General features: G+C 60.5%; 18 protein-coding genes. 4 read left to right on the top strand and 14 right to left on the bottom strand.

The genetic code is table 11. From position 1 onward, the window contains the following. Positions 1–342 precede the first annotated feature (342 nt). A complete protein-coding gene (locus ACXJKO_RS19870) occupies positions 343–1005 on the top strand; it encodes a LuxR C-terminal-related transcriptional regulator (RefSeq protein ID WP_457092810.1) in 663 nt (220 codons plus the stop codon). A 133-nt stretch (positions 1006–1138) separates the two neighbouring features. Here ACXJKO_RS19870 and ACXJKO_RS19865 read toward each other — a convergent pair whose 3' ends face one another. The 6 genes from ACXJKO_RS19865 to ACXJKO_RS19840 form a co-directional block, all read right to left on the bottom strand. Further along, positions 1139–2962, bottom strand: a complete 1824-nt coding sequence (locus ACXJKO_RS19865; protein WP_457092809.1) for a hypothetical protein — start codon at positions 2960–2962, stop codon at positions 1139–1141. Continuing rightward, positions 2953–4044, bottom strand: a complete 1092-nt coding sequence (locus ACXJKO_RS19860; protein ID WP_457092808.1) for a glycosyl hydrolase family 8 — start codon at positions 4042–4044, stop codon at positions 2953–2955. Before ACXJKO_RS19860 ends, ACXJKO_RS19865 begins: the two co-directional genes overlap by 10 nt. Beyond that, complete coding sequence (locus ACXJKO_RS19855) at positions 4041–6464, bottom strand: cellulose biosynthesis cyclic di-GMP-binding regulatory protein BcsB (protein WP_457092807.1); 2424 nt, start codon at positions 6462–6464, stop codon at positions 4041–4043. Before ACXJKO_RS19855 ends, ACXJKO_RS19860 begins: the two co-directional genes overlap by 4 nt. 52 nt (positions 6465–6516) lie before the next feature. Next, positions 6517–8688 carry a UDP-forming cellulose synthase catalytic subunit gene (gene bcsA, locus ACXJKO_RS19850; protein WP_457092806.1) on the bottom strand — a complete coding sequence of 724 codons (2172 nt, stop codon included), beginning with the start codon at positions 8686–8688 and terminating at the stop codon, positions 6517–6519. A 260-nt stretch (positions 8689–8948) separates the two neighbouring features. Continuing rightward, positions 8949–10634: a calcium-binding protein gene (locus tag ACXJKO_RS19845; protein WP_457092805.1), complete on the bottom strand. Its 1686-nt coding sequence runs from the start codon at positions 10632–10634 to the stop codon at positions 8949–8951. A gap of 206 nt (positions 10635–10840) precedes the next feature. Further along, positions 10841–11266 carry a hypothetical protein gene (locus ACXJKO_RS19840; protein WP_457092804.1) on the bottom strand — a complete coding sequence of 142 codons (426 nt, stop codon included), beginning with the start codon at positions 11264–11266 and terminating at the stop codon, positions 10841–10843. Between the two features lie 277 nt (positions 11267–11543). On the opposite strand from ACXJKO_RS19840, the gene ACXJKO_RS19835 reads away from it, so the two are divergent. Then, positions 11544–12635, top strand: coding sequence for an alkene reductase (locus tag ACXJKO_RS19835; RefSeq protein ID WP_457092803.1), 1092 nt, complete (start codon positions 11544–11546; stop codon positions 12633–12635). A gap of 6 nt (positions 12636–12641) precedes the next feature. Here ACXJKO_RS19835 and ACXJKO_RS19830 read toward each other — a convergent pair whose 3' ends face one another. The 3 genes from ACXJKO_RS19830 to ACXJKO_RS19820 are packed head-to-tail and all read right to left on the bottom strand — an operon-like array spanning position 12642 to position 14342. Beyond that, positions 12642–13055: a hypothetical protein gene (locus ACXJKO_RS19830; RefSeq protein ID WP_457092802.1), complete on the bottom strand. Its 414-nt coding sequence runs from the start codon at positions 13053–13055 to the stop codon at positions 12642–12644. A 59-nt stretch (positions 13056–13114) separates the two neighbouring features. After that, on the bottom strand, positions 13115–13663 hold the full coding sequence (locus tag ACXJKO_RS19825; RefSeq protein WP_457092801.1) for a hypothetical protein: 549 nt from the start codon (positions 13661–13663) through the stop codon (positions 13115–13117). Further along, complete coding sequence (locus ACXJKO_RS19820) at positions 13650–14342, bottom strand: ceramidase domain-containing protein (RefSeq protein WP_457092812.1); 693 nt, start codon at positions 14340–14342, stop codon at positions 13650–13652. Before ACXJKO_RS19820 ends, ACXJKO_RS19825 begins: the two co-directional genes overlap by 14 nt. A gap of 93 nt (positions 14343–14435) precedes the next feature. On the opposite strand from ACXJKO_RS19820, the gene xth reads away from it, so the two are divergent. Then, the gene (xth, locus tag ACXJKO_RS19815) at positions 14436–15221 is read left to right on the top strand and encodes an exodeoxyribonuclease III (RefSeq protein WP_457092800.1); all 786 of its coding nucleotides are present in this window, start codon (positions 14436–14438) and stop codon (positions 15219–15221) included. An 11-nt stretch (positions 15222–15232) separates the two neighbouring features. Here the strand turns inward: xth and ACXJKO_RS19810 are convergent, their stop codons facing one another. Continuing rightward, positions 15233–16069, bottom strand: coding sequence for a tetratricopeptide repeat protein (locus tag ACXJKO_RS19810; RefSeq protein WP_457092811.1), 837 nt, complete (start codon positions 16067–16069; stop codon positions 15233–15235). Positions 16070–16676: 607 nt separating this feature from the next. Between ACXJKO_RS19810 and ACXJKO_RS19805 the strand changes: the two genes are divergently transcribed. Then, positions 16677–17813 carry a calcium-binding protein gene (locus tag ACXJKO_RS19805; protein WP_457092799.1) on the top strand — a complete coding sequence of 379 codons (1137 nt, stop codon included), beginning with the start codon at positions 16677–16679 and terminating at the stop codon, positions 17811–17813. Between the two features lie 48 nt (positions 17814–17861). Here the strand turns inward: ACXJKO_RS19805 and ACXJKO_RS19800 are convergent, their stop codons facing one another. The 4 genes from ACXJKO_RS19800 to lipB form a co-directional block, all read right to left on the bottom strand. Next, positions 17862–18692, bottom strand: coding sequence for a protein-L-isoaspartate O-methyltransferase family protein (locus ACXJKO_RS19800; RefSeq protein ID WP_457092798.1), 831 nt, complete (start codon positions 18690–18692; stop codon positions 17862–17864). Between the two features lie 53 nt (positions 18693–18745). Continuing rightward, positions 18746–20353: a carboxyl transferase domain-containing protein gene (locus ACXJKO_RS19795; RefSeq protein ID WP_457092797.1), complete on the bottom strand. Its 1608-nt coding sequence runs from the start codon at positions 20351–20353 to the stop codon at positions 18746–18748. Between the two features lie 113 nt (positions 20354–20466). After that, positions 20467–20793, bottom strand: a complete 327-nt coding sequence (locus ACXJKO_RS19790; RefSeq protein WP_457092796.1) for a hypothetical protein — start codon at positions 20791–20793, stop codon at positions 20467–20469. A 95-nt stretch (positions 20794–20888) separates the two neighbouring features. Beyond that, the coding region (lipB, locus tag ACXJKO_RS19785; RefSeq protein WP_457092795.1) for a lipoyl(octanoyl) transferase LipB at positions 20889–21484 on the bottom strand (596 nt) is incomplete at its 5' end.

The raw sequence follows: 21484 nt of genomic DNA, 5'->3' as shown, positions 1-21484 counted from the left end.
CGCCATGGTCGCTGCGACGAGGTTATACGACAGGCCTTCTCAGTCTTAAGATCACCGGCGTTTAAGGCGCAGTGGAACAAGGCCATCGAGGCAGCCTTGATGCGTTAAATTGATGTCTCGAAATGCTTGCCTCACACTTTGGGGACACTACGATGAACCTACTTCCTCGGTAGTAATCCTCAAGGGGCGCTCAAGAGGCTTTTCTTATAACTTATTGATATTGCTTAGTGGGAAGGGAACTTATTATCCTATTATTAAGAGTCGGGAGATTGAGAAATCTTTCAAAGGTGGATGCATTTTTGCCTGCTCTATGGACGACCATATTGGAACTGGGGGRCTCCAATGCACAACGACATTCGTATCGGTGTCATCGACAAATATCCCCTGTTTCGGGACGGGATCGCTCTGGCTTTGAATTCTCAGCCAGATATCCAAGTCGTCGATCAGGGCGCTACGATCTGGGATGTCACCCGGATCGTGAATGAAAGCATGCCCGATGTCATCGTCCTCGACGCGGACATCATGGGCAGCAGCATGGAAACGATCGAAGCGATCATGCGGCAGAACCCGCGGATCGGAATCGCCATGCTGGCCGACACGGCGACGGAAGAGAGAGTTTACGCAGCCCTCAAAATAGGTGTGCGAGGCTATCTTCTTCGGACGACCAATCGCGGCGAACTGGTTCAAACGGTTCGTGTTCTTCACCAAGGACAAAGCTTCATTTCACCGAGCCTCGCAGCGAAACTTCTGACGGATGCGAGACCGGCCCATAATGCTTCGAAGTCCGCGAACGGTCTTCCACATCTCACGCCGCGCGAGCATCAGATCCTTGCGATTCTGGTTCAAGGAAGGAGCAACAAGGAAATCGGCAACAGCCTCTATTTGAGTGAGAAGACGATCAAGCATCATCTCACCAACATCCTGCAGAAGCTCCGCGTTCGTAATCGGGTCGAGGCAGCCCTCAAATTCTCTAACGGCTACCCGCAGCCTCTAATGCCCTCGTAAAGCCTATCGTCAATAGAAAAGCCCCTGCCCGCTCAGCGCAGGCAGGGGCTTTTTGTTGTCCCTAGGTACTCAGCAAACCAGATCAGGCCCATCCCCGGATATTATGTGGATGGGCCTGATCCGTGTCGCAGGCTTAGTCTCCCCTATGGGTCGGATCGAGCTTCGAGCCTGAGTAATAGAGTCCATACTGCGTGTCGCGTGTGGATTGCTTCTTGTCCAGTTCAGCGAACTTGTCCCGAGCCTTGTCGTACTGGTTCAGCTGATAATGGGCCCAGCCGCGCAGCACACCCAATCCGTGGTCTTCCTTCGCGATGGCGGAGCGCTTCTCGAGGGTCGCCAGCGCTTCCTTGTACTGTCCGCTCTTGAACTGCTCCACGGCGGTGCTGGCCAACTGGTTCGCAGCCGAGGAGCCTCCGCCGCCGCGATTGCCGGAACCGCTGCGACCGCCCCCTTTGCCGGCAGGAGCCTGATAGGATTGCAGGGCTGCGATGGAGGGATATTGCTTGCCGTATTCCGCCAGAGTCTTCTGGAACGACGCGCGGTCGTTGGAGCGATGGGATGCAAGCGCAAGACCGAGCACACTCGTTTCCTTCGCCTCCCATTCCACCGATGCAGCGAACCACTGTCGGGCTTTCGGGAATTCATTGCGATTGTAGTGATACCAGCCAAGCGCCTGCCCGCCATTGGCGGATTTCGTGGCCTGAACGACCTCTTGCAACCGGGCAAGGCGTGCCTCCTCGACCGGCGCGGGATTCGGCTGGGTCAAGGCTGTCGCCAGGATCTCGACATAGAGCTTGGCGATCAGCGGCGATGAGTTGCGCCATTCATAGGCGACGTTTTCGGCCTCGGTGAGCTGCCCCTGCTGGCGCAGGGCAAGAGCATATCCTTCGGCGGATTTGGGCTGCCTCGCCCAATCCACGCCCTGCTTGAACCATTCCGCCGCGACCGGCCAGGACTTCAGGGAATAATAGTACCAGCCGAGAAGGTCCGCATCGTTCGCCAGCTTCTTCTGCTTCACCTGCGCCTCGAAGGATTTCAGCTCAGCGGCCGGAACCTGCGGAGCCGTGGCATCGGCGGCAACCGCACCGATCTGGCGGCGCAGCAGATCGAGCTGCACGATTTCATAGGTTTTGGAGCCATCGGTGCGATAGCGCGCGGTCGCCATGAGAGTTTTGACGGCGGCGGCGGGCAGAAGCTCCATCGCCTTCTGCACCGTCGCGAGACGCTCGGCCGGATTGGGACAGCGGGTCAGAATGTACTTGTAGAGTTCCTGTGCCCGGTCTTCCTGGCTCGTCTGCACAAGCGCCTCGGCCACGCGCCAAAGCGCATCCACATCGGCACAGACGAGCATCCCTGGATTAGCCTCGGCCACGGCGAGAACACCGGCGGCATCCCTGGCATCTGAAGCCGCGATCAACTGGCCGCGAACCTGCGCCCGGTCGAATTCCTGCACCAGTTTGCCGGAGGGACGCCAGGTCGGATCGACCCTGCGGATATTTTCGACCGCTAGCCTGACCTCGTCATAGCGACCTTCGCCGAACAGATCCCAGAGCTTCTGCTCGACAGCCGGATCGCTCGTGACATTGAAGAGATCGGTCGGCGGCTCCCAGGAGGGATGCATCGCCTTGATGCGCTTGATCTCCATGGCAACGCGCGCGGAGTCGTTCTGGGAGGCGTAGAAGCGAAGCGCGCTTTCATCCACATTGGACGGAGGCGCCGGCACCGTCCGTGCAACTGGCTGTACCATCTGTGCGCTCGGAAGCGCGTCGAGACGCGCGAACCCCGCTGCGCTGTTCTTGTCCTGGATCGGCGCATTGAGATTGAAGGGCGTGTCACCGCCTGCCGCCTCGAATTGGCCCATGAGGCTGGAGGATTGGGCTTCGGCGTGACCGGCATAAGCCATCAGAATGGAAGAACTTACGCAGCCGAGGAGAAGGGCGACAGGTTTCAGAGACATTCCGGATATCTTTCCTGAATTGCGACAAGCGAGAGAATGTGAAGGGTGGTTGAGTAATACGTGTCGGGTTCGACCTTCCGCAGGGACGGGTGCAGCTTCTGCTGTTGCAGCGCGCATTTCGCGGTGGCGATGACGGCCTTGAAGCCGGTGCCGCCGAACGTCTGGAGTGCGCTTCCGTTCGACAAATCGACCTCGAAGGGTCCGAGATCCAGGCGGTCGTTCCACAAACCTGAGAAGGGGCGTAAGAGATCCGGCTGCGCGATCTTGGCCCAGGCGAGATAGAACGGAATGCGGATGGCGTTGTAGCTGAACTTCGCGGGAAATGCCTTTGCGGGACTCGGCTGCCCTTCGCTGAGCGCGATCCAATCCGGCGGCAGGCGCAGGGGCCCGAACCGACTGTCCTTGATCAGCTTTAGGCCCGTTGCCTGAATGCCCGCCCAATCCGTTTCAGGATCGAGCGCCTTGAAGCGCTCGAAGGCAGGAAACACCCAGTAGGACAGGTTCAGCACCTGGCCATCGGGATGATCTTCGGGCGAGAAGCCCTCGCGGCCGGGCAGCAGGGCAAGTCCCGCAGGTGTAGATGTCAGGTTGCTTTTTGCAACAGCGCGCAGGATATCGCGCGCCGCTTCCCGATATTCCAGCCCGCCCCATTGTTCCGAGGCTTCGATGAGCGCCCATGCGATGAGGATGTCTCCATCGGAGGCATTGTTCCTGTCGGCCACCTTCGGCACCGACTTCTCGTCCCACTTCCACGCCGCAAGACCGCTGCCATCGATGTAGAGCTCGCGCTTCGTCCATTGCCAGATCTCATCGAAGCCCGCGCGATCCCCGGCTTTCGCCGCGATGAGCATGGCATAGCCCTGCCCTTCGCTGTGGCTGATGCGGTTCACGTCATCGATCACCCGGCCCGCTCGCACGAAGCGCTTCTTGTAAGCGCTCCATGCGGTTTGCAGCCAATTGGCGGCAAGCGCTCCTGTCGAAGCTGGTGCCCCCTCGCCTGCGAGGCTGGGCGGCGGGGCCGCTCGGGCTGGGAGAGCGGCCAGGATGAGCATCATCAGCCCTATTCCCGCCTTGTGCATCATGGCTCACGCACTCCCGAGGAGCGCAGAGTCCATTGCATGAAACCCGTCATGATCACGAAGAGCACAAGCAGCACCCCGAGATAGATGCTGACATTGTGCGACAGCCAGCCTGCCGCGACGAGCCTGATGTTCTGAAGGCTGAAGGATGCGGTCGGCACAAGCAGGATCTGCGAGGACACGCGCGTGCTGACCGCATTGTCCTTCGCCGTATACACGGCCGCATCGCCGACGAATTGCTGCCACAGAGATCCGGCGAGGACCTCGTTGACCAATTGAGAGAGAAGCTCGGGGCTCGGAGCGACGAAGACCGTCGTGGAGCTGACATTCGGCAGAAGCTTGCCGCGCCAGCCATCGCCCATGCCCTCCGCCTTGGCGCCCTGCGCCACCACGAGCGTGCCGCCCTCGTTCAAAGGAAGCTCCGATGGAGCGGAGATACGAGAGGTGGCGGACTTGCCGACCACATCCGAGACGAGGCCCGAGAAAGCTCCGAACATGGACCTGACATAGCTTTCCAAGCCAGTGCCGTTCTGCTCGAACACACTCATCATGCTGGAAGGCAGGGACGGGCTGTCCTTCGAAGCGAGTTTCCCGACGCTGCCGGTGCTCTCCACATGTGCCTTTCCGCTCACGAGACTCGATGCGATTTCTATCGGCTCGCCGACGGATGCGACCTGCACCAGCTGCCCACCTGTGGTGACATTGAGACCTTTCGGCGTGGAGTGCCGCCAGGCTCTCCTGAGCTTCTCGGTATCGAGGCCCGCGTCACGCAAAGTCCCTTCGGGCATATCATCATAGGACCCGAGCGCGAGCAGATGCTTCGTTCCCGGCGGCACGATATCAAAGGTGAAACGTGCTTTAGTTTCCCGACCGGAGACAATGGCCATCTTTGCCAATGTTGTCAGCGCAGTCTCGACTGCCTCGTGACGAGCCTTGGGCACGAAGATTGTCAAATCTTGCGCCCCGGATAGGCGCGAAAGGCCACCAGGGATGACCGATGAAATATTCGGCAGTGCGCCGACACGTCCCAGCGCAGGAATGGTGATCTGGCTCGTGCCGGAGAGCAGGAAGCGCTCGCGCTGATCCATGAGCGCTTCGAGCGAGCATGTCCCGTCGGCGGCCGTGCGGGTCTCCGTCTCGAGGTCGATGGTGTTCAAGCCCGGTTTGAAGGTGCTGACGGGAAGATAGAAGCTCCTCTTGCTGAGCACAGCGCCGCCCACATTGCTCAGCGGCGCATCGGCAATTGCCGTGCCGTTCACGCGGACAGTCATCTTGCTAGTAGGCAGGAGACCCGCTGCATACACTGCGTCCGCCGACAGGACGATGCGGTCGTAATCCGCCGCCAGAAGATCGGACGGCATCTGGATGCGAACCGTCTGACGGTTGAGACGGCCACGGAACGGCTCGCTCTCAAGGCCCAAATCGGCAAGCGAGATGGTTTCGCCGCCTTCCATGGGAACGCCGTTCATGTTCCGCATGGCGCGCAGGCCCGCTGGCGAGCCGTGAGCCTCCATCTCCTGCGCCTCCTGCGCAAGCGCATCGAGGGTCGCCTCCACTTGCGCGTCCGTATCGCCGGTGACGACCAGCATCACGTTGCCGATTTGCACATTATGCTGGAGCTGATGCCGGGCACCGGCTCCAGGCACGCGCAGGCCCATGGAACGCTCGATGTCGGGAGCCTTGCCGACGACGACATCGATGCCCGCATCGTTACGCGGCTCGGATGCGACCTCGACCTTCGGATGCGTGAAGCGCCCGATTAGCGCGACGGCCTGCACGGCGCGGGCTGCCTGATTCATCTCGCGCGGGTCGGAGCTGCYGGGAGTCCGAACCCTGATCGCGGTCATACCGTTTTGGTCCGAGGTAACGGCGGGAAGATCCTGAAGATTGCGGATCTCTCCCGAAGCGCCCGCGAAGATGAAGGCGCTCTGTTCCGGCAGCACTTGGGTCCAAAGCTCGTAGGTGGAACCCACCGAGCAATCGACGCGGTGCGTCTGGCGAATGCTGACACGCACCGAGTTGAAGCCGGCCTGGAGCACTCCGACCGGTACGTTCATGCTGAGGATTTCAGCCTGATTGGCGCTTTGGACGGTACTCTCAGTCACCACGACATCGTTGATGCGAACCGTCAGCCTGAAGGTCTCCGGCATCACGGAAATCGCGTTCCGATAAGCCAGCTTAAATTTCGCCATCCGGGAAGCTTCGCCCGCCGTCAGGTAGACGGGAAACTCCCGATTTGCTGCCTCGCCTATGAAGCGGGAATCCTCAGCAGTAATCGAAAGTGGCCTGCTCCACTCGGAAACGGTGGGTGTGAGGGATGCGAGGGTCGCGTTAGCCGGGCTACGAGGAGCCTCGGAGGCTCCGGCAGCGTGGGCGCTTGCGGCAAGGGACATGATGAGGGCGATCGCCGTCAATGGGCGCATGAGTTTTCACTCCTGGTGAAGAGGAGAAACGGGAGAGACCGAAGGCGGATGATCAGTGACTGGACGCGACAGCGGGATCGGATTTCACGCCTCTGCGGAAGAGCACGAAGCTCACACCGCGGAACGTGTGCCCGAGTCCCCAGGCCATAACTTCAATTGTGCCGACAAGAATGCTGCGCGACCGCTGACGCTTGGCGCGGGTGTCGCGAAGCAGTTTCAGGTCCGAGAACATCAGCGCCGCGATGGCGCTGTACTGGGTAGGGCTCAGAGCATCGAAGCACAAACCGACTATCTGGCTGTCGCCTTCGAAGCGCACATTGGCGACCCGGACGGGCAGCAGGCATTCCTGACCACGCACAGGGCTGACCGCTATCTGCGCCTGCGAATTGAGCCGCACCGGATTGCCCCCCTGAACCCGGATCAGCATGCCGCCTTGAGACACATCAACGATCTGGGCCGTCAGCGAGGCGCCATCGATCTGTAACATCCCCCTGCCCTGTACCGGCGCACGGTGTGCGGACCGCCGCTCACGCCGCTCCGACACGACGCCGAGCGCGAGACCGGCCATGAACAGGTTGAAGAGGTTCCAGAACCCGGCGATCACGAGAATGCCTGCGGTTTCAGGCTCGTATTGAAGCCTGTAGAGCACTGTCGCCGCACCGGCGAGAAGAATGCCGAAGATCGCGAAGTAAGGCCAGGCGAGGTTCGACAGAGCATCTTCACCGGCAGCGCCGTTCTTCGCCGTGACGTTGAAGGTGGGGCGGCGCGGGTTCTTGATGACGCTAAGGATCGCAGGCGCGAGATAGACCGACTGCACATACTCATAGAGTTCCGACACCCAGGGCCAGCGGAAGCGGCCATAGGCGTAGCTCTGAAGCAGGATCGCTGCAGCGAGATAGGCGCAGGTATAAGCGCCGAACTCGGCGACCGTCGCGTTGTAGACCTTCAGGTTGAAGAAGATGTAGAGCAGCGGCGCGAAGATGAAGGTCAGGCGCGGGATCGGGAAGAGCCAGAACATGGCACTGGAGAGATAACAGGCTCGCTGCGCCAGGGTCAGGCCGCGCTTCAAAGCGGGGTTCTTCGTCAGGAATATCTGCATCATGCCCGTGCACCAGCGGGTGCGCTGGCCGATGAAGGAGGCGAAGGTTTCTGGCTGAAGCCCGGCGATCAGCGGCTTGTCGACATAGATGCTCTTCCAGCCGCGTGCGTGGAGTTCCAGCGCGGTTTCGGCATCTTCCGTGATGGAAGTTCCCGCGAAACCACCCGCTTGTTCGAGCGCTGAACGGCGCAGCACGGCGGCGGAACCGCAGAAGAAGGCCGCGTTCCACTTGTCGAGGCCCTTCTGAATCATACCGTAGAACATCTCGTTTTCGGACGGCATGCGGTCGAAGGTTGCGAGGTTCCGTTCTACCGGATCGGGATTGATGAAGAAGTGCGGCGTCTGCACGAGGAAGAGCTTCGGATCGCGAGAGAAGAAACCGACCGTCTCGGACAGGAACTCCCTGGCGGGTGCGTGATCGGCATCGAACACGACGACGAGATCGCCTTTCGAATGCAGAAGCCCGTTCGAGAGATTGCCCGCTTTCGCATTCAAGTTGCGAGCGCGGGTGAGATACTGAACGCCGAGTTCGCGGCAGAGATTCTGCAGCTCCTGCCTGCGCCGCATCGCAGCATCGGCTGTCAGCGGGTTGGGCGAATGAACCTTCTCATCCGTTCCGCCATCGTCGAGCAGGTAAACCTTCAGCTTGTCCTTCGGATAATCCATCGCCTTGGCGGCCGACAGCGTCATCGCCAGAAGCGGCATGTCCTCGTTGTAGGAGGGAATGAACACATCGACCGTGAGCGCCTCTTCGGAAGAAATAGATGGCGCGCGGGGCCGCTGGATGGGCCGCGAGATCACGAAGAGGCTGAGGCCCAGCATGACGACGCAGAATATTTCCGCCGCGTAGATTATGACGCCTGGGATAAAGTCCTGAAGGCTGTTGGCGTCAGGCAATGTCGCCGTCGTGCGCCAGTAGACATAACGAAGAACGAGGAGCGCGCCCAAGGCGAAGAAAAGGTGCCTCCAGTATCCCTGAAGATTGAGAAGCTTGATGGACAGCATGACCGCCAAGCACATTCCAGCAATAGCCCATTGTGTATTTGTGCCGACCGGCTGAAAAACTAAGAATATAGCCAGTATCGATGTAAACAAACACAAGCCAAGCGAAATAGATCGCTTCATAAACCCCTCCGTAATTTCATGGAAACTACCAAACCCAACGGCGAAGTTAGGCTGTGATAGGTCAGTATTACTATCCCTCGAATTGGTCCGACGGGAGGTCAGAGGCGGTAACTCTATTAGCGACACTGAGTGGGTGGCTACTACGTTTGACTTGCTCCATTTGTGCGTCGCAACAAAGAGGGATCAGCCCAACAGGCTCGCAGCCTCGCGCATGAGAATACGCAAGATCTACAGAGGCTTAGAGGCTGCTGAAAAGATGATCAGATGATCAGAAAATCGCCAGCATCGAGACCGATGCCGGGCTTGAACTTTGCGAACACGATAGCCTTGCTTCGGCCTATTCCGTCCGCGTCGTAAGACAGAAAGCCCGATTTCTTGTTGAAGACCAGGTAGTCGTTCGCGTCCTTGGCGCCGGTGCCGATGGTAAAGAAGTCGGGATTGAGCTTTCCGGCCTTGCCGAGCTTCTTGAAGATCGCATTCTCCAGGCGAATCTTGTCGACGTTGATCACGAAATCCTTGATGGTGTCGACGTTCGTTTTGGCGTTCAATCGGTCGCGAAACACGAAGCTGTCGCGACCGGGACCGCCCGACAGCGTATCGCGTCCCGGACCGCCATCAAGATAATCGTTGCCCGCGTCGCCGAAGAGCTGATCGTTGCCGGTGCCGCCGACCAGCGTGTCCACATGCATGCCGCCGTAGAGAACGTCATTGCCGTCCTCGCCATAGAGCTTGTTGACGTCGATGCCGCCATACAGGCGATCATCGCCGGCAGCGCCGTAGAGCGTGTCCCGCCCGGCATCGCCGTAAAGCCAGTCGTCCCCGCCGTCGCCTCTGAAGTCGTCGTTGTCGGAGCCGCCATAGAGCGTGTCATGGCCATTGCCGCCGCTCAGCGTGTCGTTGCCGACATCACCATAAATGGTGTCGTCCCCCTCGCCGCCTTCCATGTAGTCATGGCCCATACCACCGAAAATCTGATCACTGCCATTGCCGCCAAAGATCAGATCATCGCCGCCGTCGCCATAGAGCCTATCGTCTCCATCGAGGCCATGGATGATATCGATGCCAGTGCTACCGACAATCTCATTGGCGAGAGTATTGCCGATCAGCGTGAGCATGGTCGTGCCAGCAGCCGCCTTGAGCGCTTCAACATTGTCGCTCAATGTGTAAGACGCGGTTGTAATGACAGTATCGTAACCGGCTGAGGCACTTTCAATCACCACGTCCAACGCATTATCTACGAGATAGATATCGTCCCCTGCTCCGCCGATCAGCGTATCGATTCCCGCTTTTCCATCGAGCAGATCATTGCCTGATGTACCGGTGATCTGATTGGCGAAGTGATTGCCGATGAGCGACAATGACCATGCGCCTGCGCGCGCTCTGAGAACCTCGACTTCGGAATCTTCCGCCAGCGCAAAATTGACGCTCGTCTCGACGATGTCGTAGCCGCCGCCGACAGCCTCGGCGACCCGGTCCGCCGAATTGTCGACGATGTAAGTGTCGTTGCCCGATCCGCCATGAAGCGTATCCGCGCCGCTGCCGCCGTCGAGGTGATCGTTTCCTGCATACGACTCCATGAAGTCGCCTTTTGCAGAGCCGATGAGATTGTCTGCGTCAGACAAGACGATGGCTGCTGCAATGGCGCCGCCGCGATGAAAGTCCCTCAGATCGGTATAGGTGAAAAGCTGCGGTCCGCCTGGTACGCCGATGGTCAACCATGGAGCATTCGCTGGCCCGAAGCGCAAATAAGAGACGGAGCCGCCCGCGTCCGAGAGTTCAGTACCGCTGTAGAAAACCTCGACCTCGTCCTCGAAGTAGAGAACCTTGAACGTCGCCGTATCATTGCCGTCGGTCGTGCCGGGTACGATGTCTCGAACGATCTCCGTGAAGAGGTCCTGCAGACGCACGCCATCCGGCATATCGGCGGTGAAAGTGACAGTCGCCATTCGGGATGTCTCGCGAGGTCTCTCGCTCTGAATCCGAAGCGGAATTCAGATGAGATGTGGCACGGATAACGGAGCAGGATTGAAACGCTGCCGGGAGGCTCAATGAAACCGCCGCCGTTATCGCACCAAAAGCGAGTTAGGAAAATACCCTATAATAGCCAAGCCTGCGGCTGAACGCCTTACATCGCAATGGTTACAATGTTGGATCAAGCAGCTGAGCGTATGTCCGCCGAGGTGTCCTCGTCCTCCACATGCGCGCTGCGTTCCAGTTGAACGGCGTAGGCGGCATCGAGACCGCGCAGGCGCATCGGATCGTCTGTCTTCTCTTCGCCCAGGAGAGAAGGAACACGCTCGGTGAAGCGCACGAGAGCGGCGCGTAGGAAACGAAGATTACGGGGAACGGGGTGGGCTCCGACTGCGACATCCCTCACGAGGGCGGATGCCGCCGCATAAAGATCGTCCACGGCTGCTTCGACACCGGGATCGCGGGTGAGCAGGCTCATGGCGCTGATGAGGAGAACACGCAGATCGCGAAGATCGGTCTCCCTGCCATGCTGAGCGATGGCATCGACCACGAGTTCGGTTGCGGCGATTCTTTCACCGATCGTCTCTACAAGATTCTTGTGCGTCATGAGCCCCATCTCCGGTCGGCCGATTGGAATTGTCTTCCTGATTCAGCAAGGAAAAGCATGCGCTCACATGGTTAATAGAAACTTACAGCACCTGTGAAACGTAAGGAAAACTTGGCTTTCGGCAGCATCGGCAGAAGCTTTGTTCTCCCTCTGGGGCCTGAAATCTCAGCCATGGCATTTTTGCATGGCAGCCCACCCGTTGCGCGCTTTCAACCGCTACATATCTCATGCCAGCTTGTACTTCATACAATTCCACAGCTCTCAACGAGGTTTTATGATGAGCTCCGACGCGAACGCCCTGTTCCAGCCCTTCCAGCTCGGCGATTTGACCCTGCCGAACCGCCTTGTCATGGCTCCGCTCACCCGCAACCGGGCCGAGGAAGGGGATGTGGCGCGCGATATCACGGCGACCTACTACACCCAGCGCGCCAGTGCCGGCCTGCTCATCACGGAAGGGTCGCAGATCTCCCATCAAGGCCAGGGCTACCTGCGCACGCCGGGCATCTACACGCCCGAGCAGGTCGCCGGCTGGCGCAAGGTGACCGATGCCGTTCACAAGAATGGCGGCCGCATCTTCATCCAGATCTGGCATGTGGGGCGCGTGTCGCATACCTCGCTCCAGCCCAAGAGCGGCGCTCCTGTAGGCCCCTCGGCTCTGCGCGCTGAGACGAAAACCTACGTGACCGAGGGCTTTACGGACGTCTCCGAGCCGCGAGCCCTCGACCTCTCCGAGATCCCCGGCATCCTGCGCGATTACGAGCAGGCCGCCCGGAACGCCAAGGAAGCCGGCTTCGACGGCGTCGAGATTCACGCAGCGAACGGCTACCTGCTCGACCAGTTCATGAAGGACGGCTCGAACAAGCGCACGGACGCCTATGGCGGCTCCATCGAAAACCGCACACGCCTCACGCTCGAGGCGACCGAGGCCGTGCTGAAGGTCTGGGATAAAGGCCGCGTGGGCATCCGCCTCTCCCCCGCCAAGGTGAACGATGCCGAGGATTCGAACCCGCAGGCTGTCTTCAGCCATGTGGTCGAGAAGCTCGACAAGCTCGGGCTCGGCTACATCCACGTGATCGAGGGCGCGACCCAGGGAGACCGCAACGCCGTGAATGTCGATTACAATGGGCTGCGCCGCTCTTTCCGTGGCGCCTACATCGCCAATAACGGCTACGACCGCGCCATGGCGGCCGAGGCGATCGCCAGCGGACGGGCCGACCTTGTGGCATTCGGGCGGCTGTTCATCTCCAATCCGGACCTGGTGGAGCGCTTCAAGCTGAATGCGCCCCTCAACGAGCCGAACCGCGCCACCTTCTATGGCGGCGACGTGGAAGGCTACACGGATTATCCGGGCCTGGACGAGGCAGCCTAAAGCCTATCAGCAGCCGTCACAGAGACGCCGTGCCCGCTGCTCGATCTGCTCGCCCTTCTTGAGAAGTTCCTCCTCCCGCGAGGAGGGGCCGATTGACGACGGCTGGCCGACGCGGCGGCCTCCTGCAACGCTGCCCGTCGCTCCCGGACCTGCTGTGCTGCCCTCGCTGCCGGTCGGCGGAATGGGGGCGGAACTCGTCGCGCCTTGCGGCGGCGTGGTGGCCGAACTTCCCATGCTGTTCTGAGGACGCGGAAGGGGTGTCGACGGGCTGCTGGGCGAAGGCGCGCTCGGCGAGGCCGCTGTTCCGCTCGCGGCACCCGAGGAAGAAGAGGCACTGCCACTCGACGACGAGCTTTGTGCCCAGGCCGCCCCCGCCGCGAGACAACCGATGACGACGAGGGATGGAAACATGCGCCGCATAGGATCCTCCTGGCAAAGTCAATCCGAAGTCAACTCATAGCGGCCAAGATGTTTCCGGTTTAAGGGTGCCACACTACGAGGCTGACGGGTCCATCCGCATCGAGCACCTGCCTCTCGCCGGACTTGAGCCCCGCCTCGGCCAGCACGGCCTCGGCGGATTTGCCTTGGTCGCAGCCGGAGAACACGGCCACCCCATCAGGGATGAAGGCCCCCTCGGCCCGCGTGAGATGGAACGCGGTGTAGCCGATCCTCAGGAACAGATCGAAGACCTGCCGTCCGCCCGGCACCGCCACCCTGCCCCCATCAGGCAACACCTTCCTAATGGCTTCCTCCCAGGAGAGTTTGCTGGGGTTCCACCACCAGCCATCCTCTCGCTGATCGAGCCCGGAAGACGAGGATGACAGGATCATCCGCAACCGCTTCTTCGGGTTGGGATTGGCCTCATGACCCAGGCGACCCAGCACCGTCAGGTCCGACTTGTTGAGCTCCGCCTGGAAGTAGGCCCAATCCGCATCGTTGCGCAGAACATCCGGCGTCAGCCCCGCCGCATCGGCGATACGGTCGTTGTCTGAGACGATAGCATAGCCATGGATTTCAACCTGGGACATGGAGCGGCCTTTTCTCGGGAGCGTGCCTGATCGCTGCGTTCATGAGAATCCACAGCACAAGCGCATTCAGCATGTGCCAGAGCATATGCGTGCCGATTGGTAGCGCAGGGCAGACCGCGCTGTCGATGGAGCGGAAGGCCAGCGAAACGGCAAACGTGCATCCCGCCCACAACAGCGCCCTTCCCGCTTCCTTTGAATGGTCGGCCCGGCACGCGACGCCCACGGCCAGCATCGCCATCAAAGCCGGAAGGTAGCCTATCGAACCGTTGAGAGAGACATCTGGAAGGAAGCTGAACCACAGTCGCGTGAAGCTCATGTTGAATGCCGCGAAGGCAAGCGTGATGGCGAGTGCACTCAGAAGCCCGAGCCGCAGGTAGCGGCGCATGGCGAGCAGGAAATAGCTGTAGATGAACACCGCAATCGGCAGCACATCGGCCAGCAACGACCAGCGGTTGGCGAAGGTGTGGAACAGGAAACTGCCGATGCCGACGATGGCGGTCACAAGGATGAGCCATAGCGATGGCCAGTCAGGTCTCTCCTTTCGCCGCCAGAGCCAGAACGCGTGGGCTGCGGCCAACAGGAAAAAGCCGTTCGACACCGCATTGAGCGGCTCAGCCCAGAAACCCGGATCGAGACGCTCGCAATAGCTGTCGATGGACTGAAACCAGGATGGGTTCATGACATGCCCCGTGGGAATAATGACAGGTTCCACCTTGCAAGGTTTCCACGAACATCCGATGAAGGCATCAATCTAGGCAACGAGGCCGACACGATGCGCATAGCGACATGGAACGTGAACTCCATCAAGCAGAGGCTCGATCACCTCGCGACCTTCGTGAAGAGCGCGGAGCCCGATGTGCTCTGTCTCCAGGAGCTCAAATGCGTGGATGAGGCCTTTCCGAAAGCGGAGGTCGAGGCGCTGGGCTACAACGTCGTCACCCACGGGCAGAAGGCCTATAACGGGGTGGCCATTCTGTCCAAGCGCCCTCTGGAGGATGTCAGACGCGGGCTTCCCGGCGACGATGGCGACGAGCAGGCGCGTTATCTCGAAGGCGTCGTCTCGACGAATAGTGGCGCTGTGCGCGTCGCCTCGATCTACTTGCCGAACGGCAACCCCATCGGCACTCCGAAATTCGAGTACAAGCTCGCCTGGATGGATCGCCTCCATGCCCATGCGCGCAAGCTTCTTAACCTCGAAGAAGCGCTGGTGCTCTGCGGCGATTACAACGTCATTCCCGAGCCCAAGGACGCCGCCGATCCATCGGCCTGGGTGAACGACGCGCTCTTTCAGCCCGAGAGCCGCGCGAAGTTCCGGGCGCTTGAAAACCTCGGCCTCAGTGATGCCTTGCGCGCCTGCACCGAGCAAGCTGGCCTCTATTCATTCTGGGATTATCAGGCGGGCGCCTTCCAGCGGAACAACGGCATCCGCATCGACCACCTGCTGCTCTCGCCGCAGGCTCAGGACAAGCTCAAGACAGCTTCGATCCGCAAGGAAGTGCGCGGCTGGGACAAGCCCTCCGACCACGTGCCGGTGATGGTGGATCTGGATATCGACTGAGCAGTGCCGGTTTAACGCCGGGATTGGATGTACTGCTCGAGAAGAGCAAGCGCCAGCTTGCGGTCCGAATCGTCGGAGCCGGCGAAAGCCTCCTCGTAGAGGCTCGAAATCCACTGGTCCTTGCTGGAATCGGCGGCAGCTTCGTGAGCCAGGGTCAGCCACATGAGGCCCTTGGCCCGCTGGCGCGGCACGCCCTGGCCGTTCATCAGCAAATGGCCGAGCAGCGCCTGCGAGGGGTGATGCCCCTTTTCCGCCGCCAGATTGAACCAGCGGGCAGCCTGCCGCGAATCCCGCTTCACGCCCGTTCCCTCCATGTAGAGGCGGGCGAGATTGTACTGGGCGTTGGAATCGCTGAAGTAGGACGCGGCGTAGCTGAACATCTCGACCGCGCGCGACGGATTGGCGGACACATAGGTGCCGTCGATACCGTCGAGGAAATAGGTGCCGAGCGCCACGAAGGCGCTGGAGACGACCGTCGCATTCGGCGAGTCGGGGCTTTCATCCGCATGCTGGTCGGCGAGCTTCGAGAAATACTCGAAGGCCTTCAGGTCATCGTGCTGAACACCGTCGCCATCCGCATACATGCGACCGAGCTTCCAGAGGGCGAGGGTATGGCCCTGCCCGGCTGCGTATTCGAGAGCGGCGGCGGCGCCGAGTTTGTCGCCTGCATTGTAGTCGCGCATGCCGGTGCGTAGAGCTTCGCGCGCGGAGCCGTATTTCACAGGAGGAGTAAGCACCGGCGAGRGCGCGGGCGTCAGCGGCTGCGGGCGCGGCGCGGCATCGAGCGCCTGGACGACACCGATTCCGGACAAGCTGAAAAGAGCAACGATCCCAAAGGTCGCGAGCATGGATTGCAGGGACGCGCGCAGAGGCACCGTCGAGCGGCGGTTCGACTTCATCGGCATTTCGGTCAGGCGCGCATCCATGGATCTACACTCTTGTCCACACAGTCCTTTTCGAAAGTCCCGCGTGGAATGGAACCCTCGTGATCTGCCACGTGCTGCGCCACCTATGCAATCACCCCCTCGGAGCGATGCCCGATAGCGTTAACCGGACGTTCCCTTGGAGTACTTTGCTGTAAAGCTATGGTTTGGAAGCACTTAGCAGGCCTTCTCTGGTGATCTCGGTTTATGGCGGGATCGCGGCGACGCTTGGGCCAAGAACGGCAGGATAAGGAAGGTTTCTGGGTGTTGCCCCGGGGCAACATTTTTTCCTGTCCTATCTCTTAAGCGGAATCTGCCTCACACCCTAAAACTTTAGCCCCCAACCTACCTAAATATATAGATTCGACATGTGTTTTAGCACACACGTAACATTGTTGACGCTAAGTAAGTGAAACCTAGTTTCTGATCCGAACTGGAATGAAAGTTTATTGAACGTAGAAGCTCTTCTGAGGCTCGTCCTATTCAATAACTATTCTCAGTTCTTGTATAAATTGGATCAGGAAAAATCGAAATGTACAAAGAACTACCTACTTTCAAGCTGTTCGTCTTAGACGATGAAATCAGCTTCGAGATGCCGAAGACGGCTGGCTATCGAGACTGGGGTGTGATGGGCAACGGCCTGGACAATAAGATCGTCGGCAACGACACGAACAACCGCATCGACGGAGGTCTCGGAGCCGACACCATGGCCGGTGGCCACGGTGACGACATCTATATCGTCGACGATGAGAATGATGTGGTCGAGGAAGCGGCAGGCGATGGCAACGACATCATCATGTCCCACCTGACATCCGGCTTCGATATGCGAAAGACACCCCACGTCGAAGGCCTTCAAACAGGCGGCATCATCGCCACAGGTAACGACCTCAACAACAATATCCTTATTGCTCACAAAAACGGCAAGGCATTTGGCGGCATAGGACACGATGTCCTCAATGCCGGCGATGGCAACAACCGTCTGTACGGTGAGGACGGCAACGACACCATGAATGGCGGTCTCGGCGCCGATACGATGGAAGGCGGCATTGGCGACGACTCATACTACGTAGACAACGCCGATGATGCGGTTATCGAACAAGCTGGAGAGGGCGTTGATACGATCAACGCATACATCACCTATACCCTCCAGGATAACTTCGAGAACCTGATCCTCCGCGATCCTGCCGTCTCGACCTGGAAAAAGGACATCAACGGCACAGGCAATAGCCTTGACAACAAAATCACGGGCAATAGTGGCAAGAACATCCTTGTGGGTGAAGGTGGCCACGATACGCTCAATGGCGGCAAGGGACATGACATCTTGATCGGCGGCGAAGGCAAGGATGCTTTCCTATTTACGGACTTCGGCGTTACCCATGCTGACAGGATTGTCGACTTCAATGTAGGCGAAGATCGAATTCTTCTGGATGGCGATGTCTTCAGGATGATCGATTGCGGTTGCTCGGCTAAGCCGACTACCCTGAAAGAACAGTTCTTCGCTTTTGGTTCGGCTAAGGATGGCGACGACTTCATCATTCTGGGTGAAGATGGAGGTCTCCGCTATGACGCCGATGGCTCAGGCACGGAATGCGCCGCACAGCTGATCGGAATGTTCAGGCCAGGCCCGTATCTGAAGGCGATTTCCAACTTAGACATCTTTGTTGCCTAATCGACTAAGCCTTACTCATGGCCGGGATCTTCCCGGCCATGATGTTTTTCAATTGTCGGCCTCTGCTGAGGAGAACCAGACACGCTCATAGACGGCGATGGCACTGTCATCAGGAGCAGTCTCATCCCTGAGCCACAATGACTTTACGGCTGCGAGATCGGCCTCCGTCGGCAGATGTTTCACGGACAATTTCTCCGTTGTGCCGCTGCACGAGATGAAGCCCACATTCATGAGAGCCTGGACTGCAAATCCCCCTTCCCGCCTTGCCACTAGGAGCGCCGGTCCCCAGCCCCTGTGCGGCTGCCAGGGAAAGATCAGCCGCCCGCCGGGTTTCAGAGCCTTCAGCCATTCCGCATCCGGTGCGATGACGCCCGCATTCACGTAGATCACGTCGGCCTCGGGCAACTTCCTGCCGAAGGCCGATGCGGCGTGAACTGTCACGTTGGAATACGGCTTAAGGTTCCGGGACGCTTCGGCCGCCAGGTCGGGCTCATACTCGAAAGCCTCCACATGCCCGCCGGGCTCGACGAGCCGCGCGAGCATCGCCGTGTAGTAGCCCGTTCCCGCCCCCACATGAACGACACTCTCCCCCGGCTGCGGGCTGATCRCATCGAGCCAGATGGCATGAAGGGTGGGCTCGCCGTTATTGATACCGCGCTGACGGTCGATGGCGACCAGAACATTCTCGTAGATGTCGGCGAGCCTGCTCGTCTCACTCGCATCGCCAAGGCTGATGATCGTCCAGGGTGGCGGCGGCAGAAAGCTCTCGCGCGGAACTTCCGCGAAGGCCTGTTCGATGCGCGCATCGCGCACATCGGCGAGTTGCGCGATCCGATGAGCGTAGCTGCGGCGGAGGGTATCGGGCCCAATCTCGGACATACTCTCCAAATTCGTTCTACCTGATGCAGGTTCCGCACTTGCGGCGGAACGCACTACATCCTGAACACGCCGAACTTCGTTTCCGGAACCGGAGCATTCAGCGCGGCTGAGAAGGCGAGCGCCAGGACGCGGCGGGTTTCCGAGGGCAGGATGATGCCGTCGTCCCAGAGGCGCGCGGTGGCGTGGTAGGGCGAACCCTCCTCCTCGTACTTGTTGCGGATCGGCGCCTTGAAGGCCTCTTCCTCGTCGGCGCTCCAGGCCTTGCCCTCGGCCTCGATATTGTCGCGCCGCACGGTGGCGAGAACGCTCGCCGCCTGCTCGCCGCCCATCACGGAAATGCGCGAGTTCGGCCACGTGAAGAGGAAGCGCGGAGAATAGGCGCGGCCGCACATGCCGTAATTGCCCGCGCCGAACGAGCCGCCAAGGAGCAGCGTGATCTTCGGCACCTGGGCGCAGGCCACGGCTGTGACGAGCTTGGCGCCATCCTTGGCGATGCCGCCCGCCTCGTATTGGCGGCCGACCATGAAGCCCGAAATGTTCTGGAGGAAGAGCAGCGGAATGCGCCGCTGGCAGCACAGCTCGATGAAATGCGCACCTTTCAGCGCGCTTTCCGAGAAGAGGATGCCGTTATTGCCGATGATGCCGACCGGCATGCCCCAGATACGCGCGAACCCCGTCACAAGCGTCGTGCCGTAGAGGCGCTTGAACTCGTCGAATTCGGAGCCGTCCACGAGCCGCGCGATAACCTCGCGGATGTCGTACTGCTTTTTCAGATCCGTCGGCACGATCGCATCGAGGTCGGAGATCGGATATTTCGGCTCCACCGGCTCGGCGAGATCGATGTCGACATTTTTGCGGGTGTTGAGCGTGCCGACGATGCGGCGCACGATGGCGAGCGCATGCACGTCGTCGGTCGCGTAGTGATCCGCCACACCAGATTGGCGCGCATGAACATCCGCGCCGCCGAGATCCTCGGCCGAGACCACCTCGCCCGTCGCCGCCTTCACCAGCGGAGGACCGCCGAGGAAGATCGTTCCCTGGCGGCGCACGATCACGGTCTCGTCCGACATGGCCGGCACATAGGCGCCGCCGGCCGTGCACGAGCCCATCACGCAGGCGATCTGCGGAATGCCCATGGAGGACAGGGTCGCCTGGTTGTAGAAGATGCGTCCGAAATGCTCGCGATCGGGGAAGACCTCGGTCTGGTGCGGCAGGTTCGCGCCGCCGGAATCGACCAGATAGATGCAGGGCAGCCGGTTCTCCCGCGCCACCTCCTGCGCCCGCAGGTGCTTCTTCACGGTCATTGGGTAGTAGGTGCCGCCCTTGATGGTCGAATCGTTGCACACGATCATGACCTCGCGGCCTTCGACGCGGCCGATACCGGTAATCAGTCCGGCCCCGTGAATCGCGTCCTCATACATGCCGTGGGCGGCGAGGGAACCAAGTTCGAGAAAGGGAGCGCCGGGATCGAGCAGGCGGGTGACGCGCTCGCGCGGCAGCAGCTTGCCGCGCGCCAGATGCCGCTCACGGGCCTTTGCCGGTCCGCCCTCCGCCACCGCTTGCCGCTTGGCCTGAAGCTCCTGGGTGAGACCGTCCCAGGCAGCGCGGTTGGAACGGGCGGCGTCCGAGGTCAGATCGGCGGAGGTGGCGATAACGGGCACGGCGTCAGGCTCCCTGTTTTGTTATGGCTCCTTCGCGGCTGAAAGCCGGAGGGCTCTCACGTCAGTAACGGGGACATGAGAGCCTGCGCAACTCCGTTCGTGAGGCTTATGCCTCAGCCTTTCGCACGAATGACGACATCTTCCCGGACGGTGCCGGAGCCGCAGCGATAGGCGATGCCGCGAACGAGGGACCAGTCATGCGCGGTCTGCTGCAGGTAGAGATGCGTGCCGCCGAGAGCGACCGTCRCTTCCAGCATGCCCTGCGTGGCGGAGCCGAAGCCGGGGGTGGTGGATACCACCGGGCTCACCTCGCCCAGACGCTGGCAGACGCGCACATCGGAGGGCGAATCGACGACTTTGACGAGTTCCACCGGGTCTGGCCGGTAGGCACAGGCCGAGACTGTCAGGGCGAGAACGGAAGCAAGGAGGGCGCGCTGCATGGGATGTCCGTCGGTGAGCAATTGTTCGGACAAGCTTAGAGCATGTTGCGCCTCTGAGGAGAAGCCTGACGATGGAGGGTGTGAAAAACTGAGACTCAGTTGCCGGAAAGCAACGGAGCCTCCACCCGCTCGGTCGGCCCGAAGATGTCCTCGAAGGCCTTGCGCATCACCGAATCCACCTCCGGCATGGTGACCGGGATGCCGAGATCGACGAGGCTCGTGACCCCGTGCTGGGTGACGCCGCAGGGAACGATGCCGGAGAAATGGGCAAGTTCGGGCTCCACGTTCAGGCTGATGCCGTGGAAGGTGGCCCAGCGGCGCACCCTGATTCCGATGGCGGCGATCTTGTCCTCGGCCTTCTCGCCCTTGTCGGGGCGGCGCACCCAGACGCCCACCCTGTCCTCCCGCCGCTCGCCGCGGATGTTGAAGGAATCGAGGGTTGCGATCAGCCAAGATTCCAGGGCGGCCACATAGCGGCGAAGGTCGGGAACCCGGCKCTTCAGGTCCAGCATCACGTAGGCCACACGCTGGCCGGGGCCGTGATAGGTGTATTGTCCGCCCCGCCCCGTCTGGTGAACCGGAAACCTGTCCGGGTCCACGAGGTCGGCAGCCTGGGCCGAGGTGCCGGCGGTATAAAGCGGCGGATGCTCCACGAGCCAGACCAGCTCCCGCGCCGTTCCCGCCGCAATGG

The organism is Microvirga sp. P5_D2 (assembly GCF_054049475.1).
The sequence above is the reverse complement of the archived record's forward strand: the minus strand, read 5'-3'. Positions and strand labels throughout refer to the sequence as shown.